The 16,530-nt window shown below is 68.0% G+C and carries 11 protein-coding genes; 7 read left to right on the top strand and 4 right to left on the bottom strand.

All coding sequences use genetic code 11. The features are described 5' to 3' along the window. The first annotated feature begins 1 nt into the window (after position 1). A complete protein-coding gene (locus ACFWP7_RS11845) occupies positions 2-673 on the top strand; it encodes a response regulator (RefSeq protein WP_384379916.1) in 672 nt (223 codons plus the stop codon). A gap of 102 nt (positions 674-775) precedes the next feature. On the opposite strand, the gene ACFWP7_RS11840 is transcribed toward ACFWP7_RS11845, so the two are convergent. The 4 genes from ACFWP7_RS11840 to metH all read right to left on the bottom strand — a co-directional run bounded on the left by ACFWP7_RS11840 (position 776) and on the right by metH (position 8,822). Continuing rightward, on the bottom strand, positions 776-2,359 hold the full coding sequence (locus tag ACFWP7_RS11840; RefSeq protein ID WP_384379913.1) for an ABC transporter substrate-binding protein: 1,584 nt from the start codon (positions 2,357-2,359) through the stop codon (positions 776-778). 85 nt (positions 2,360-2,444) lie between these two features. Beyond that, positions 2,445-4,049 carry an ABC transporter substrate-binding protein gene (locus ACFWP7_RS11835; RefSeq protein WP_384379910.1) on the bottom strand — a complete coding sequence of 535 codons (1,605 nt, stop codon included), beginning with the start codon at positions 4,047-4,049 and terminating at the stop codon, positions 2,445-2,447. A 442-nt stretch (positions 4,050-4,491) separates the two neighbouring features. Then, on the bottom strand, positions 4,492-5,193 hold the full coding sequence (locus ACFWP7_RS11830) for an HAD family hydrolase (RefSeq protein WP_384379907.1): 702 nt from the start codon (positions 5,191-5,193) through the stop codon (positions 4,492-4,494). Positions 5,194-5,291: 98 nt separating this feature from the next. Beyond that, a complete protein-coding gene (metH, locus tag ACFWP7_RS11825; protein ID WP_384379904.1) occupies positions 5,292-8,822 on the bottom strand; it encodes a methionine synthase in 3,531 nt (1,176 codons plus the stop codon). A gap of 268 nt (positions 8,823-9,090) precedes the next feature. Between metH and ACFWP7_RS11820 the strand changes: the two genes are divergently transcribed. The 6 genes from ACFWP7_RS11820 to ACFWP7_RS11795 all read left to right on the top strand — a co-directional run bounded on the left by ACFWP7_RS11820 (position 9,091) and on the right by ACFWP7_RS11795 (position 16,483). Next, positions 9,091-9,855 carry an IclR family transcriptional regulator gene (locus tag ACFWP7_RS11820; RefSeq protein ID WP_384379901.1) on the top strand — a complete coding sequence of 255 codons (765 nt, stop codon included), beginning with the start codon at positions 9,091-9,093 and terminating at the stop codon, positions 9,853-9,855. A 315-nt stretch (positions 9,856-10,170) separates the two neighbouring features. Continuing rightward, positions 10,171-10,965: an MIP/aquaporin family protein gene (locus ACFWP7_RS11815; protein WP_384379898.1), complete on the top strand. Its 795-nt coding sequence runs from the start codon at positions 10,171-10,173 to the stop codon at positions 10,963-10,965. Positions 10,966-11,099: 134 nt separating this feature from the next. Continuing rightward, positions 11,100-12,668, top strand: a complete 1,569-nt coding sequence (gene glpK, locus ACFWP7_RS11810) for a glycerol kinase GlpK (RefSeq protein WP_384379895.1) — start codon at positions 11,100-11,102, stop codon at positions 12,666-12,668. A gap of 8 nt (positions 12,669-12,676) precedes the next feature. Then, positions 12,677-14,293, top strand: a complete 1,617-nt coding sequence (locus ACFWP7_RS11805; RefSeq protein WP_384379892.1) for an FAD-dependent oxidoreductase — start codon at positions 12,677-12,679, stop codon at positions 14,291-14,293. 230 nt (positions 14,294-14,523) lie between these two features. Further along, positions 14,524-15,195 carry a FadR/GntR family transcriptional regulator gene (locus tag ACFWP7_RS11800; RefSeq protein WP_384379889.1) on the top strand — a complete coding sequence of 224 codons (672 nt, stop codon included), beginning with the start codon at positions 14,524-14,526 and terminating at the stop codon, positions 15,193-15,195. A 184-nt stretch (positions 15,196-15,379) separates the two neighbouring features. Then, complete coding sequence (locus tag ACFWP7_RS11795) at positions 15,380-16,483, top strand: PAC2 family protein (protein ID WP_384379886.1); 1,104 nt, start codon at positions 15,380-15,382, stop codon at positions 16,481-16,483. Positions 16,484-16,530 lie beyond the last annotated feature (47 nt).

Here is a 16,530-nt window from a genome sequence, read left to right as displayed (position 1 = left end):
CGTGGCCATCCGCGTCCTACTCGTCGACGACCAACCGCTGTTGCGCACCGGCTTCCGGATGATCCTGGAAGCGGAGCAGGATCTTGCGGTCGTCGGCGAGGCCGGTGACGGTCTCCAGGCACTCGACCAAGTCCGTGCCCTGCAGCCCGATGTGGTTCTGATGGACATCCGTATGCCGAGGATGGACGGCGTCGAGGCGACCCGGCAGATCACCGGCCCCGGCCGGGACGGTCCGGCGAAGGTGCTGGTGCTGACGACCTTCGACCTCGACGAGTACGTGGTGGAGGCGCTGCGCGCGGGCGCCAGCGGCTTTCTGCTCAAGGACGCGCCGGCCAACGAGCTGGTGCAGGCGATCCGGGTGGTCGCCTCGGGCGAGGCGCTGCTCGCGCCGAGCATCACGCGCCGCCTGCTCGACAAGTACGCGAGCCATCTGCCGTCCGGCGACGACCCGGTGCCGGACACACTGCACACGCTGACCGAGCGCGAGGTCGAGGTGCTGAAGCTGGTGGCCCGCGGACTGTCCAACGCCGAGATCGCTGCCGACCTGTTCGTCAGCGAGACCACGGTCAAGACGCACGTGGGGCACGTCCTGACCAAGCTGGGGCTGCGCGACCGGGTGCAGGCCGCGGTGTACGCGTACGAGAGCGGGTTGGTGCGCCCCGGCGCACAGTAACCGCACGCACGGCACAGAGGGCGGCCCCTTTCTCCTGGAGGAAGGGGCCGCCCTCTGTGTACGCCGGTCCATGTACGCCGGTCTGTGTACGCCGGGCCGGGATCAGTCCTTGCTGATCTCCCAGAAGCGGAAGACCGTCGAGGCGTCGAGGCAGTACTCCAGGCCGTAGACGTTGTCGCGGACGACCGCGTACTGCTTGGCCTGCCAGAGCGGGATGAGCGGCAGTTCGTCGGCCACGATGTCCTGGAGCTTGCCGTAGTCGGCTTCGGTCGAGCCGCGGTTGCTCTCGGCGGCGGTCTCCGGGATGAGCTGTCCGGTGATCGTGCTGTCGGTGTAGTTGTTGCTCAGCACGTTGCCCTCGCCGAAGAAGGGGGCCGTGAAGTTGTCCGGGTCCGGGTAGTCGGGCACCCAGCCCTTCACGTACACGCCGTACTTGCCGCTGGCGATGTCCTTCTCGTACTGGTCGAAGGCGACGGACTTGACGGTCGCGTCGAAGAGACCGCTGGCGTTGAGCTGCTCGGCTATCGCCCTGAACTCCTGGTCGGTGGAGGGCCCGTAGCGCGACGGCGTCGACCAGAGGGTCAGCTTCACCTTGTCGGTGATGCCGTCGGCGCGCAGCTCGGCCTCGGCCTTGGACCGGGAGGGGCTGGCGCCGTAGGTGTCGAAGAAGGCCGTGTTGTGGCCCACGATGCCGGCCGGGATGATCGAGTAAAGCGGTGTCGCCGTGTCCTTGTAGACCTCGTCGACCAGGGCCTGGCGGTCGAGCAGATAGGCGACGGCCTTGCGCACCGAGAGCTTGCCCGCCACCGGGTCGTTCATGTTGAAGACCAGGTGCTGCACCTCGGCGCTGGTGCCCTCGACGACGTTGACGCCCGTGCCGGTGGAGGTGTCGTTCTCGATGTCCGCGATGTCGTCGGCGGCGAGGCCTCGGTAGGCGATGTCGATCTCGTTGCTCTCCAGGGCTTTCTTCAGCGCGGTCCGGTCGCCGTGGAAGAACTTCAGTGTCACACCGGAGTTCTTGACCTTGGCGGTCCCCCGGTAGCTCGTGTTGACGGAGAAGACGGCCTCGTCCTTGCCATACGAGTCCAGCTTGTACGGGCCCGAGCCGACCGCCTTGTTGTCGGTACGCAGACCGTTGTCGGCGTACTGCCGGTGGTCCACGATCGAGCCGGCGCCGGAGGCGATCTTGCTGGGGAAGGTGGCGTCGGCGTACTTGAGCTTGAAGACGACGGTCTTGGCGTCCGGTGTCTCCACCTGGTCGAGCATGGGGAACATGATCGCGGGACCGGCGTCGTCGTTGATCTTCAGCATGCGGTCGAAGGAGAACTTGACGTCCTCGGAGGTGAGCGCGTCACCGTTGCTGAACTTCAGCCCGCTCTGCAAAGTGCACGAGTAGACCGTCGTGGTGGCGTCTATGAACGAGCACTCCTTGGCGGCCTCCGGCTCCGGCTCCGTACCGCCCTTGGGGAAGCTCAGCAACGACTGGAAGACGTTGTTGAACAACAACCACGAGCCCGGGTCGTAACCAGACGCCGGGTCGGTGGCCAGGACGTCGTCGGACATCCCCATCACGATGGAGGAGCCGGTGCCCCCCGAGCCGCCGGACTGCGAACCGCAGCCGGTGAGCAGGCCGACAGCCAGCCCTGTCGTGACGGACAGGACTGGCCACTGATTGCGGAGGTTCACGTGCTGCGCCTTGTCGTTGGTCCTCGGGGGTGGCCGGAACTCGCCGATGCCGGGCCCGGCATCGGGCCCGGCGAGGGCAGGTCCGTCAGCCGCTCACTCCACGACCGAGCTCCCACAGCTGCAGGGTCGAGGAGGAGTTGAGCGCCCACTCGGCGCCGGTGATGTCGTCCCGCGCGGCGATGTACTGCTTGCCCTGCCACAGCGGCAGCATGGGTACGTCGTCGGCCACGATGTCCTGGATCTCGGTGATGCTCTTCGAAGCGGTGAGACGGTCGGCCTCGCGGCGGGACTCCGGGATCAGGGTGCTGCGGATCTCGGTGTTCGCGTAGGGCGAGCCGAGGAAGTTGTCCTTGTCGAGGAACGGCGCCAGGTAGTTGTCGGCGTCCGGGAAGTCCGGGAACCAGCCCATGCCGTAGACCTGGTACTCGCCCTTCTGCTCAGCCGGGCGGAACGTCTCCCAGGGCGCGCCCTTGATGTCGACGTCGAACAGGCCGCTGGCGTTGAGCTGCTGCTTCAGCTGCTCGAACTCGTCGGCGGTGACCGAGCCGTAGTGGTCGGTCGTGTAGTTCAGGGTGAGCTTCACCGGTGTGGTGATGTCGGCCTGCTCCAGCAGCGTCTTGGCCTTGCTCACGCTCGGCTCGCCGTACTTGTTGAAGAACGAGTTGGAGTGGCCGGTGATGGTGGCCGGGACCAGCGAGTAGAGCGGGTCGGCCGAGGTGCCGTAGACCTTGGAGACGAGCTCGCCGCGGTTGATGACCTGGGCCATGGCCTGGCGGACCGCCGCGGACTTCACCGAGGGGTCGTCTGTGTTGAAGGCCAGGTAGCGGATCTCAAGGCCGGGCATCTCGATCAGGTCGATGTTGCTGTCCGTGGCGCTGCCGAGCTTCTTGATCTGCTCCGGCGTCATCGAGCGGGTCATCAGATCGATGTCGCCCTTGTTCAGCGAGTCGCCCATCGTGTCGGCGTCCGCGAAGGAACGCATCTCGACCTGGCTGTTCTTGATCGACAGAACACCCTTGTAGTTGGGGTTCTTGGTGAAGACGGCGTTGACGAGCTCGTCGTCCTTCACCTCGGCCTTGAACGTGTATGGGCCGGAGCCGTCGATGCTGAAGCCGTCGCGCAGCTTGCCCTTGTCGTAGTCGTCGGGGTTGACGATGCCGGCGACCGGGGTCGACAGCTTGAAGGGGAAGGTGGCGTCCGCGGTCTTGAGGTGGAAGATCACGTCGCGGTCGCCCTGGGTCTCGACGGTGTCGATGGTGGACAGCAGCGCGAACACACCACTGTCGGCCTGGATCGACAGGGCCCGGTCGATCGAGAACTTGACGTCATTCGCGGTGACGGGATCGCCGTTCGCGAACTTCAGATCTTTGCGCAGCTTGCAGGCGTAGCGCTCGTTGCCCGTGTCGGTGAAGCCGCATTCCTCGGCGGCCTCGGGCTGTGGTTCGCCGTCACCGCGCGGAATGATCATCAGCGTCTGCACGGTCTGGCGGAGAATGTTCCAGGTACCGACGTCGTACGCGTACGCCGGGTCGACGGGAGCGGGGGCATCCTTCGATGCGATGAACCGGTCGGTGGTGCCGACAACGATCGGGTCGCCACTGCCGCTCCCGCCGTCGGACCCCCCACACGCGGCGAGCACCGGGGCGAGCAGGCCGATCACGGCCGGCAGCACCAAAGTCTTGCGGTTCATGCTCGAGTTTCTCCAGAGCTGTAGATTCCGCGAGCCCGGCATGCAGGGGTGGTGCTGCGGGTCACGGGGATACGGCGATGTTCTCGCGACGACATTAGTCCGCACCGCCACCCCGGCTCCCAGGGACTGGAGTTGAGTTCCCATCACGCTGTGATACCGGGCATGGACACACCGACAACCCGACAGCGGAAGGATTCGTGCAGCGATTCACCAATCAGGACACAAGGGCACGTCACCCACCCCTGGATGGGAGTTGGCGGCATATGCCAGACCCGATGTCGACCCCTGGTTGAGTGGCGAACGTCACACAGGTAACTCAGGTAGAGGGCACCGGAATTCGGCCATCCAGCCCTCGTTCAATTTCCTCGGCGGATTCACCGCGGATCCACCGAGGGGCACTCGGGGCCCCTCGCGTATTCAGTTCCGCACGCTGGGTGAACGCCTAGCGCATTTCCGTCATCAGGCCCCGGAGAAAAGGCAGGTCGACCTCTTCCAGAGAGGCCACGACCGTGCGTCGGGCCGCCGGCGCGATGGGAGCCAGGGAGGGAACCGCGACCACCCGGCAGCCGGCCGCCTCGGCGGCGGCGACCCCCGTCGCGGTGTCCTCGATGACAGCGCACCGGGCCGGTGTCGCGCCCAGTCCCGCGGCCGCCAGCAGATACGGGTCGGGGAACGGCTTGGTCCGCTCCACCTCGTCGCCCGCCACGGTGAGCGCGAAGTACTGGGGACCGATGGAGGCCAGGATGCGGTCGATGATCCGCCGGTGCGAGGCGGAGACCAGGGCGGTGGGAATCTCGTGCGCCGCCAGCTCGGCGAGCAGTCTGGCCGCCCCCGGCATCAGCGGCAGCGAGTGGCCGATCCGGGCCTCGAAGCCGTCGTTCAGCAGCACCGTGAGCTCGGCGAGGGTGATGTCGGCTCCCGTGGCCTCGATGAGGAACCCGCCGCTGCGGGTCATCGGACCTCCGATCACCACATGCCGCCAGGAGTCGTCGAGCACATGGCCGAGGGATGCGAAGACCTCTGCTTCGACGTCCCACCAGAAGCCCTCGGTGTCCACCAGAGTGCCGTCCATGTCGAGGAGCACAGCCTCCAGGGCAGAGCCTTCGGCCGTACGGGTACCGAGCGCGGGGACAGTGCTTGTCATCCTGGCGCACCTCCTTGAGGGACAACCAGGCCGGTCGCCCCTCTGTAGCAAGGGGGCAACCGGCCTGCGGTGGACCGACCAGTCTACGTCGTGTCCGATCAGCGCGCGTTAAAGTACTTCGCCTCCGGGTGGTGGATCATGATCGCGTCCGTGGACTGCTCCGGGTGGAGCTGGAACTCCTCGGAGAGCACGACGCCGATGCGCTCCGGCTCAAGCAGCTGAGCGATCTTGGCGCGGTCCTCCAGATTGGGGCAGGCACCGTAGCCGAGGGAGAAGCGGGCGCCCCGGTACTTCAGGGCGAACATGTCCTCCATCGCGTCCGGGTCCTCGCCGGAGAAACCGAGTTCGGAGCGCACCCGGGCGTGCCAGTACTCGGCGAGGGCCTCGGCCAACTGGACCGACAGGCCGTGCAGTTCGAGGTAGTCCCGGTAGGAGTTGGACTCGAAGAGTTTGGCGGTCTCCTCGCCGATCCGCGAGCCCATGGTGACGACCTGGAGGCCGACGACGTCGGTCTCGCCGGACTCCTCCGGGCGGAAGAAGTCGGCCAGGCACAGCCGACGGCCGCGGCGCTGGCGAGGGAAGGTGAAGCGGGTGCGCTCGTTGCCCTGTTCGTCCAGGATGATCAGGTCGTCGTCCTTGGAGACGCACGGGAAGTAGCCGTAGACGACGGCCGCTTCCAGCAGGTTGTCGGTCTGCAGCTTGTCCAGCAGGCCGCGCAGCCGGGGCCTGCCCTCGGTCTCGACCAGTTCCTCGTACGTCGGCCCGTCGCCCGCGCGTGCCTGCTTCAGGCCCCACTGGCCCTTGAACAGCGCGCCCTCGTCGAGCCAGGAGGCGTACTCCTTGAGCTGGATGCCCTTGATGACGCGGGTGCCCGCGAAGGGCGGGGTAGGCACCGGGTTGTCGATGGCGACGTCGGAACGCACATGCCCCTCTTCCGGGCGCTCCTCGACCTCGGTGACCGCGGCCGCGGGCCGCACCCGGCGCTGCTTCAGCTCGGGCAGCACCGCTCCGGGCACCCCCCGCTTCACCCCGATCAGCGCGTCCATCAGGCGCAGGCCCTCGAAGGCGTCGCGGGCGTAGCGAACCTCGCCCTGGTAGATCTCGTACAGGTCCTGCTCGACGTACGCCCTGGTCAGTGCTGCGCCGCCGAGGATCACCGGGTAGTCGGCGGACATTCCACGCTGGTTGAGCTCCTGAAGGTTCTCCTTCATGATCACCGTGGACTTGACCAGCAGTCCTGACATGCCGATGACGTCGGCCCGGTGCTCCTGGGCGGCGTCCAGGATCGCCGAGACCGGCTGCTTGATGCCCAGGTTGACGACGTTGTAGCCGTTGTTGGACAGGATGATGTCGACGAGGTTCTTGCCGATGTCGTGGACGTCGCCGCGGACCGTGGCCAGCACGATGGTGCCCTTGCCCTCCGCGTCCGACTTCTCCATGTGCGGCTCCAGGTAGGCCACCGCGGTCTTCATGACCTCGGCGGACTGGAGCACGAACGGAAGCTGCATCTGGCCGGAGCCGAAGAGCTCACCGACCACCTTCATGCCGTCCAGGAGCGTTTCGTTGACGATGTCGAGGGCGGGACGGAGCTCCAGGGCGTCGGCCAGATCCTGTTCGAGGCCGTTCTTCTCGCCGTCGATGATGCGCCGCTTGAGCCGCTCGTCCAGCGGGAGGGCGGCCAGTTCCTCGGCCCTGCCCGCCTTCAGCGACTTGGTGGTGGCGCCCTCGAACAGCGCCATCAGCTTCTGCAGCGGGTCATACCCCTCGGCGCGACGGTCGTAGATCAGGTCCATGGCCGTCTGGACCTGCTCGTCGTCGAAGCGCGCGATCGGCAGGATCTTCGACGCGTGGACGATCGCCGAGTCCAGACCCGCCTTGACACACTCGTCGAGGAAGACCGAGTTCAGCAGGACGCGGGCGGCCGGGTTGAGGCCGAAGGAGATGTTGGACAGGCCCAGGGTGGTCTGTACGTCCGGGTGGCGGCGCTTGAGTTCGCGGATGGCCTCGATGGTGGCGATGCCGTCCTTGCGGGACTCCTCCTGGCCGGTGCAGATGGTGAAGGTCAGGGTGTCGATGAGGATGTCCGCCTCGTGGACGCCCCAGTTCGTCGTCAGGTCCTCGATCAGCCGCTGGGCGATGGCGACCTTGTGCTCGACGGTGCGGGCCTGGCCCTCCTCGTCGATGGTCAGCGCGATCAGCGCGGCGCCGTGCTCGCGGGCCAGTTGGGTGACCTTCGCGAAGCGGGACTCGGGGCCGTCGCCGTCCTCGTAGTTGACCGAGTTGATGACCGCCCGGCCGCCCAGCTTCTCCAGGCCCGCGCGGAGCACGTCGACCTCGGTGGAGTCCAGCACGATCGGCAACGTGGAGGCGGTGGCGAAGCGGCCGGCCAGCTCCTTCATGTCGGCGACACCGTCACGGCCGACATAGTCGACGCAGAGGTCGAGCATGTGCGCGCCCTCACGGATCTGGTCGCGGACCATCTCCACGCAGTCGTCCCAGCGGGCCTCCAGCATCGCCTCACGGAACTTCTTCGACCCGTTGGCGTTCGTCCGCTCGCCGATCGCCATGTAGGCGGTGTCCTGACGGAACGGCACCGTCTGGTAGAGGGAGGCGGCACCCGGCTCCGGGCGCGGGTCGCGGGTCCCCGGCGCCATGTCGCGCACGCGCTCGACAACCTGGCGCAGGTGCTCGGGCGTCGAACCGCAGCAGCCGCCGACCAGTTGGAGGCCATAGTCGCGTACGAAGGTCTCCTGCGCGTCGGCCATCTCGGGTGCGGTCAGCGGGAAGTAGGCGCCGTCCTTGGTCAGTACGGGCAGACCGGCGTTCGGCATGCACATCAGCGGCGTACGCGAGTGGCGGGCCAGATAGCGCAGGTGCTCGCTCATCTCGGCCGGACCGGTGGAGCAGTTCAGCCCGATCAGGTCGATGCCGAGCGGCTCAAGCGCGGTGAGCGCCGCGCCGATCTCCGAGCCGAGCAGCATGACGCCCGTGGTCTCGAAGGCGAGCGAGCAGATCAGCGGCACTTCCAGGCCGAGGGCCTCCATCGCGCGGCGCGCGCCGACCAGGCTGGACTTGGTCTGGAGGAGGTCCTGCGTGGTCTCCACGATCAGGGCGTCCGCGCCGCCGGCGAGCAGGCCCTCGGCGTTCTTCTGGTAGCCGTCGCGCAGGACGTCGTACGCGATGTGGCCGAGCGACGGCAGCTTGGTGCCCGGTCCGATCGAACCGAGGACCCAGCGCTGGCGGCCGTCCTTGGCGCCGAACTCGTCGGCGACCTCGCGGGCGATCCGGGCGCCCGACTCGGACAGTTCGAAGATGCGGTCGGCGATCTCGTACTCGGTCGCCGCCGAGTGGTTGGCGCCGAAGGTGTTGGTCTCCACGCAGTCGACGCCCACGGAGAAGTACTCCTCGTGGACGGACCGGACGATGTCGGGGCGGGTGAGGTTCAGGATTTCATTGCAGCCCTCGAGCTGCTGGAAGTCCTCCAGAGTCGGGTCCTGCGCCTGGAGCATCGTGCCCATCGCTCCGTCGGCCACCACGACGCGGGTGGCGAGGGCCTGGCGGAGTGCTCCGGCACGCGCCCGGCTCTCGGCAAGCTCGGACGAAAGGGACGGGTTCGGCAACGAGGCCATGAAGATGCTCCCTGGAGTGCGACGGCTGTCGGCTTTGCGCTTCCCATGGAACGCGCACCCGGTCAGGGTAGCCCGGAGCACGGCCATAGGGTCGGGGCGTCCAGGAGACGGACGGGCGTGGCGGATGCGGCTGCGGTGTCCGGACGGACGAAATATGTGGCGACCATCCATTAGCGGGAGGTCAACAGGGAACGGTAGTGTTCGACATTGCCGAACTGCGGCAGTGAATCGACCGCCGACGGTCGAAGGGGACGGAGGCAGCACGGCGATGGCACGGAACATCCAGTCGCTCGAACGGGCGGCAGCGATGCTGCGGCTCCTCGCGGGCGGCGAGCGACAGCTCGGTCTGTCCGACATCGCCTCCTCGCTCGGCCTGGCGAAGGGTACGGCCCACGGCATCCTGCGCACTCTTCAGCAGGAGGGCTTCGTCGAACAGGACGGTCTCTCCGGGCGCTATCAGCTGGGCGCCGAGCTGCTCCGGCTCGGCACCACCTATCTCGACGTGCACGAGCTGCGGGCGCGCGCCCTGGTCTGGACGGACGATCTGGCCCGCTCCAGCGGTGAGAGCGTCTATCTGGGCGTGCTGCACCAGCAGGGCGTGCTGATCGTGCACCACGTGTTCCGGCCGGACGACAGCCGCCAGGTCCTGGAGGTCGGGGCCATGCAGCCGCTGCACTCCACGGCGCTGGGCAAAGTCCTGTCCGCATACGACCCGGTGGCGCACAGCGAGGTCCTGGAGGCCGAGCGCAAGGCGTTCACGGCGCGCACCGTGAGCGAGCTGGAGCAGTTCGAGGGCGTGCTCGACCTGACCCGCGCGCGCGGGTACGCGGACGACGTCGAGGAGACCTGGACAGGCGTCGCCTCGGTCGCCGCCCCCATCCACAACCGGCGGCGGATGCCGGTCGGCGCGGTCGGCATCGCCGGGGCCGTGGAGCGGGTCTGCACGGACGGGGAGCTGCGCCCCGAGCTGATCGCGGCGGTACGGGACTGCGCCCGCGCGGTGTCGCGGGACCTGGGCGCCGGGCGCTTCTGAAACCCACAGATTTCTTACGTTCGTACAGGAGAAGGCCGGGATGCCAAGGGCGTCCCGGCCCTCGTCGTTCGCTCGCAAGATCGATGGCTCACAGCAATCGATAACGATCGTGTTTTCGATAACAGTGCTCTTGACGTGCCGGTAACACGAGAGCGAGACTCCCGTCCATCGGTCGGCATTGTCGAACAACTAACGGCAATACGCGTTAGAGTGTGACAACGCCAAGGGCCGCATCGCTCTCTCTCCCTGAGAGCACGAACCACCGGAGGGACCCGGGGTTCGGCTTCCCCTGGACGAACGACAAAGGAGTCGCGGGTGTCCAGCTCCGACATCTTCATCGGCGAGACCATCGGTACCGCCGTTCTCATCCTGCTGGGCGGTGGCGTGTGCGCCGCCGTCACGCTGAAGGCCTCCAAGGCACGCAACGCCGGATGGCTGGCCATCGCCTTCGGGTGGGGCTTCGCGGTACTGACCGCGGTCTACATCTCGGCGCCCCTTTCCGGCGCACACCTCAACCCGGCCGTGACTCTCGCGCTCGCCATCAAGGACGGCGGATGGGACAACGTCCCCATCTACTGGGGCGGCCAGCTGCTCGGCGCCATGATCGGTGCCACCCTGGTCTGGGTCGCGTACTACGGCCAGTTCCACGCGCACCTCACCGACCCCGAGGTCGTCGGCGAGCCGGGCGAGAAGGTCGTCAAGACCAAGGCCGTCGAGGCCGAGGAGAAGGGCGCGGGCCCCGTGCTCGGCATCTTCTCCACCGGCCCGGAGATCCGGAAGGCGTGGCAGAACCTCGCCACCGAGATCATCGGCACCTTCGTGCTCATCCTGGCGATCCTCACGCAGGGCCTGAACGGCAACGGCGACGGCCTCGGCACCCTGGGCGCCCTGATCACCGCGCTCGTCGTGGTGAGCATCGGCCTCTCCCTCGGTGGCCCGACCGGCTACGCGATCAACCCGGCCCGTGACCTCGGCCCGCGCATCGTGCACGCCCTGCTCCCCCTGCCCAACAAGGGCGGTTCCGACTGGAGCTACGCCTGGATCCCGGTCGTCGGTCCACTGATCGGCGGCGCGATCGCTGCGGGCATCTACAACGTCGCCTTTGCTTAGAGCACCGCTTGTGAGCACCGTTTGTGAGCACCGCCCGAGAGCCGCACGCTTCACTGCACCGCTTCACACAGCACCGCCGCAGAGCACAGCGCCGTAGATACAGCCCCTTCACACGGAATCTTCAGGAGCACACCGTGACCGAAGCACAGACCACAGGCACTTCCTCCCACGGCACAGGGCCGTTCATCGCCGCGATCGACCAGGGCACCACGTCCAGCCGCTGCATCGTCTTCGACCGGGACGGCCGTATCGTCTCCGTCGACCAGAAGGAGCACGAGCAGATCTTCCCGAAGCCGGGCTGGGTCGAGCACGACGCCACCGAGATCTGGACCAACGTCCAGGAGGTCGTCGCCTCAGCCATCGAGAAGGCCGGCATCACCCGCGACGACATCAAGGCCATCGGCATCACCAACCAGCGTGAGACCACGCTGCTGTGGGACAAGAACACCGGTGAGCCCGTATACAACGCCCTCGTCTGGCAGGACACCCGCACCGACGCGCTCTGCAAGGAGCTCGGCCGCAATGTCGGCCAGGACCGCTTCCGCCGCGAGACGGGCCTGCCGCTCGCCTCGTACTTCGCGGGGCCCAAGGCCCGCTGGCTGCTCGACAACGTCGAGGGCCTGCGTGAGCGCGCCGAGGCCGGCGACATCCTCTTCGGCACCATGGACAGCTGGGTCATCTGGAACCTGACGGGCGGTGTCAACGGCGGCAGGCACGTCACCGACGTCACCAACGCCTCCCGCACCATGCTGATGAACCTGCACACCATGAAGTGGGACCCGAAGATCGCCGAGTCCATCGGCGTTCCGCTGAACATGCTGCCCGAGATCCGCTCCTCCGCCGAGGTCTACGGCGAGATCACCGGCGGCAGGCTCGGCGAGCTGCTCGGCGGCATCCCCGTCGCCTCCGCGCTCGGCGATCAGCAGGCGGCCCTGTTCGGCCAGACCTGTTTCTCCGAGGGCGAGGCCAAGTCCACGTACGGCACCGGCACCTTCATGCTGATGAACACCGGTGAAAAGATCATCAATTCCTACAGCGGGCTGCTGACCACCGTGGGCTACCAGATCGGCGACCAGAAGCCGGTCTACGCCCTTGAGGGCTCCATCGCCGTCACGGGTTCGCTGGTGCAGTGGATGCGCGACCAGATGGGCCTGATCAAGTCCGCCGCCGAGATCGAGACGCTCGCGTCCTCGGTCGAGGACAACGGAGGTGCCTACTTCGTGCCGGCCTTCTCCGGCCTGTTCGCCCCGTACTGGCGTCCGGACGCCCGCGGCGTGATCACCGGGCTGACCCGCTATGTCACCAAGGCGCACATCGCACGCGCCGTCCTGGAGGCCACCGCCTGGCAGACCCGTGACGTCAGCGACGCCATGACCAAGGACTCGGGCGTCGAGCTCACGGCCCTCAAGGTCGACGGCGGCATGACCTCCAACAACCTGCTGATGCAGACCCTGGCCGATGTCCTGGACGCCCCCGTGGTGCGCCCGATGGTCGCCGAGACCACCTGCCTCGGCGCCGCCTACGCCGCCGGTCTCGCCGTCGGCTTCTGGACCAACACCGAGGACCTGCGCGCCAACTGGCGCCGGGCCGCGGAATGGACCCCCAACATGGCCGCGGAGACGCGTGACCGTGAGTACAAGAGCTGGCTCAAGGCCGTCGAGCGGTCCATGGGCTGGCTCGACGACAACACTGGCGAGGAGTAAGAACCCGCATGACTACCCAGTCCACCCTGCAGTCCGTACCTGCCCTCGGTACGCGCCCGGCCCCCGGCTCGAACCCCAGTCGCGCCGAAACCCGGGAGCAGCTTTCCAAGGCCTCGTACGACCTTCTCGTGATCGGCGGCGGCATCCTGGGCATCTCCACCGCCTGGCATGCGGCGCAGTCCGGGCTGCGGGTGGCCCTGGTGGACGCGGGCGACTTCGCCGGAGCCACCTCTTCCGCCTCCTCCAAGCTCCTCCACGGCGGTCTGCGTTACCTGCAGACCGGCGCGGTCAAGCTGGTGGCGGAGAACCACTTCGAGCGCCGTGCGGTCTCCCGCCAGGTGGCCCCCCACCTGGCGAACCCGCTGACCTTCTACCTCCCCGTGTACAAGGGCGGCCCGCACGGCGCCGCGAAGCTCGGTGCCGGTGTGTTCGCGTACTCGGCGCTGTCCGCCTTCGGCGACGGCGTCGGGCACCTCCTGAGCCCCTCGAAGGCCGCACAGGACGTGCCCGAGCTGCGCACCGACAACCTCAAGGCCGTGGCCGTGTACGGCGATGACCAGATGAATGACTCCCGGATGGCCCTGATGACGGTCCGCGCGGCCGTCGAGTCCGGTGCCGTCGTCCTCAACCACGCCGAGGTCACCGGGCTGCGCTTCACCAAGGGCCGGGTGACCGGTGCGGAGCTCAGGGACCGGCTCTCCGGTGACGAGTTCGGGGTGTCGGCGCGCCTGGTGCTGAACGCCACCGGCCCCTGGGTCGACCACCTGCGCAAGCTGGAGGACCCCGACTCGGCTCCCTCCATCCGCCTTTCGAAGGGCGCGCACCTGGTCCTCAGGCGCACCGCCCCCTGGAAGGCCGCGCTCGCCACCCCCATCGACAAGTACCGCATCACCTTCGCTCTCCCCTGGGAGGACATGCTGCTGCTCGGCACCACCGACGAGGAGTACGAGGGTGACCCGGCGGATGTCGCGGTCAACGAGAAGGACATATCCCAGATCCTGGACGAGGCCGCGTTCTCCATCCGCGACCAGCAGCTCTCCCGTGACCTGATCACGTACTCCTTCGCGGGGCTTCGTGTGCTGCCCGGCGGCCCCGGCGACACCTCGAAGGCCAAGCGCGAGACGGTCGTCACCGAGGGCCGCGGCGGGATGTTGTCCGTCGCGGGCGGCAAGTGGACCACCTTCCGCCACATCGGCCGTACGGTCATGAAGAAGCTGGAGTCGCTGCCCGGGCACCCGCTGGGCGACGACTTCGAGCCGATCTCCTCGCTGCCGAAGAAGATGCCGCTGCCCGGTGTCGCCAACCCGCGTGCGGTCGCGCACCGTCTGCTCGCCGACGGCCCGGCGCCGGGCCCGCGGATGGCGGCCGACACCGCCAGGCACCTGGCGACCCACTACGGTTCGCTGGCCTTCGACATCGCGCGCCTCGCCAACGACAACACGGAGCTCGCCGGGCGCGTCCACCCCGATGCGCCGGAGATCTGGGCGCAGGTCGTCTACGCCCGGGACAACGAGTGGGCCGAGACGGCGGACGACGTGCTGCGCCGTCGTACGACGCTGACGATCCGTGGGCTTGCCACGGACGAGGTACGGGGCAAGGTGCAGGATCTGCTCGACAAGAAGTAGACCTTGCTGTGCGTGTGAGGGGCGGCTGCGACGGGAGCCGCCCCTCACACACGCTTCCGGTGACAAAGGGCCCCTCGACGAGGCCGGCCTGCCTGCCCTCGGCTGAGCCGGCGTCGGATTCCGTGTCCTGGTCAGCCCGCCGACCCGCATAATGAGCTGAGACATCGGATGTCTGAGCGGATGCCTTGGCGACATCCCGAACGGCATGCTGAACGACAGGGAGACCCGCCATGGCAGTCACCGACGAGGCGATCGAGAAGATCAAGGAAATGATCGTCTCCGGCTCGCTGCGCCCCGGCGACCGGCTTCCCAAGGAGAGCGAACTCGCCGCCGAACTCGGGCTGTCCCGCAACTCCCTGCGCGAGGCGGTACGCGCCCTGTCGCTCATCCGCATTCTGGACGTCCGACAGGGCGACGGCACGTACGTCACCAGCCTGGACCCCCAACTCCTCCTGGAGGCGGTGAGCTTCGTCGTCGACTTCCACCGCGACGACACGGTGCTGGAATTCCTCGCGGTCCGCCGCATTCTGGAGCCGGCCGCCACGGCGATGGCCGCCTCGCGCATCAGCGAGCAGCAACTGAAGGCACTGGCTGCCCAGTTGGACGCGCTCGGCGAGGCACCCTCGGTGGAGGAACTCGTCGCCAGCGACCTGGAGTTCCATCGTGGCATCGTGCAGAGCTCGGGGAACTCGGTGCTCTGCTCGCTCCTCGACGGCCTCTCCGGGCCCACCACCAGAGCCCGCATCTGGCGGGGACTCACCCAGGAGGACGCGGTCAGCCGCACCCTGCACGAGCACCGCGCGATCCTCACGGCCCTGCGCGACCGCGACGCGGAGGCGGCCCGCTCATGGGCGACGGTGCATATCGCGAGCGTGGAACAGTGGCTGCGCTCGACCCTGTGAAGCGCCCCGGGCATCCACCAGGTCCCTCGGCAGCCCGACGAGGCCGGGTGGCGGTCACGCGTGTTTCCGGCCCCCCGGTGGGGCAGTGATCCGTTCACTCCCCCGTGCAAGGGGGCTGCGGAGGCCCCCTTCGTACGCCGTAAGGTTGAGGCGTACGTGAGGGCACGTCGGAAGGAGGCACTGGGTGATCGAGCTCGAGGGGGTTCCCGAGCTGATCGACCCGGTCATGGTGGCCGCGTTCGAAGGCTGGAACGACGCCGGCGACGCCGCTTCCACCGCGGTCGCACATCTGGACAAGGAATGGAAGGGCGAGGTGTTCGCGGCGCTGGACGCCGAGGACTACTACGACTTCCAGGTGAACCGCCCCACCGTGTGGCTGGACGGCGGTGTCCGCAAGATCACATGGCCGACGACAAGGTTGTCGGTGGTCCGGGTCGGCGGTGAGAAGCCGCGCGACCTGGTACTGGTCAGGGGTATCGAGCCGTCGATGCGATGGCGCTCGTTCTGCAACGAGCTGCTCGGCTTCGCGCACGAGCTCGGCGTGGAGCTGGTGGTGATCCTGGGCGCGTTGCTCGGCGACACCCCGCACACGCGTCCGGTACCGGTCAGCGGGGTGACGTCGGACGCGGATCTGGCCCGCACGATGGACCTGGAGGAGACCAAGTACGAGGGCCCCACGGGCATCGTCGGCATCCTCCAGGAGGCGTGCACGCACGCGGGCGTACCGGCCGTGTCGCTGTGGGCGGCCGTACCGCACTACGTGTCGCAGCCGCCGAACCCGAAGGCCACGCTGGCCCTCCTCAACCGCCTGGAGGACCTGATCGACCTGCGCATTCCGCTGGGCGAGCTGCCCGAGGACGCGCGGGCCTGGCAGCTGGGCGTCGACCAGCTGGCCGCCGAGGACAGCGAGGTCGCCGAGTACGTGCAGTCGCTGGAGGAGGCCCGGGACACCGCCGACCTGCCGGAGGCGTCCGGCGAGGCGATCGCCCGGGAGTTCGAGCGCTATCTGCGCAGACGGGACGGCGGCGGGCCTGCCGCGCAGGCCGGGGGCCACGCGACCGAGACCGGCGACACAGCCGCCTCCTTCCTCCGGGACGGCCCCGGCGGCCGCCCTCGGCCACCGAAGCCGCAGCTGCCGGGTGCGGAGGCCGGAACCGGGTCGGACGAGACCGGGACGGAGGACGAGGGTCCCGACGACACGCCCACGGACTCCAAAGAGCCCACGGATTCCAAGGATTCCAAGGAATCCAGGGAATCCTCGGATCCCTCTGATTCCTCGGAGGACTGACTGAACGACGGCTCGACGGCTGAGGGGTGGTACGCAGTACGCGTACT

Source organism: Streptomyces sp. NPDC058470, assembly GCF_042721055.1.
Classification (GTDB): Bacteria; Actinomycetota; Actinomycetes; order Streptomycetales; family Streptomycetaceae; genus Streptomyces.
The sequence above is the reverse complement of the archived record's forward strand: the minus strand, read 5'-3'. Positions and strand labels throughout refer to the sequence as shown.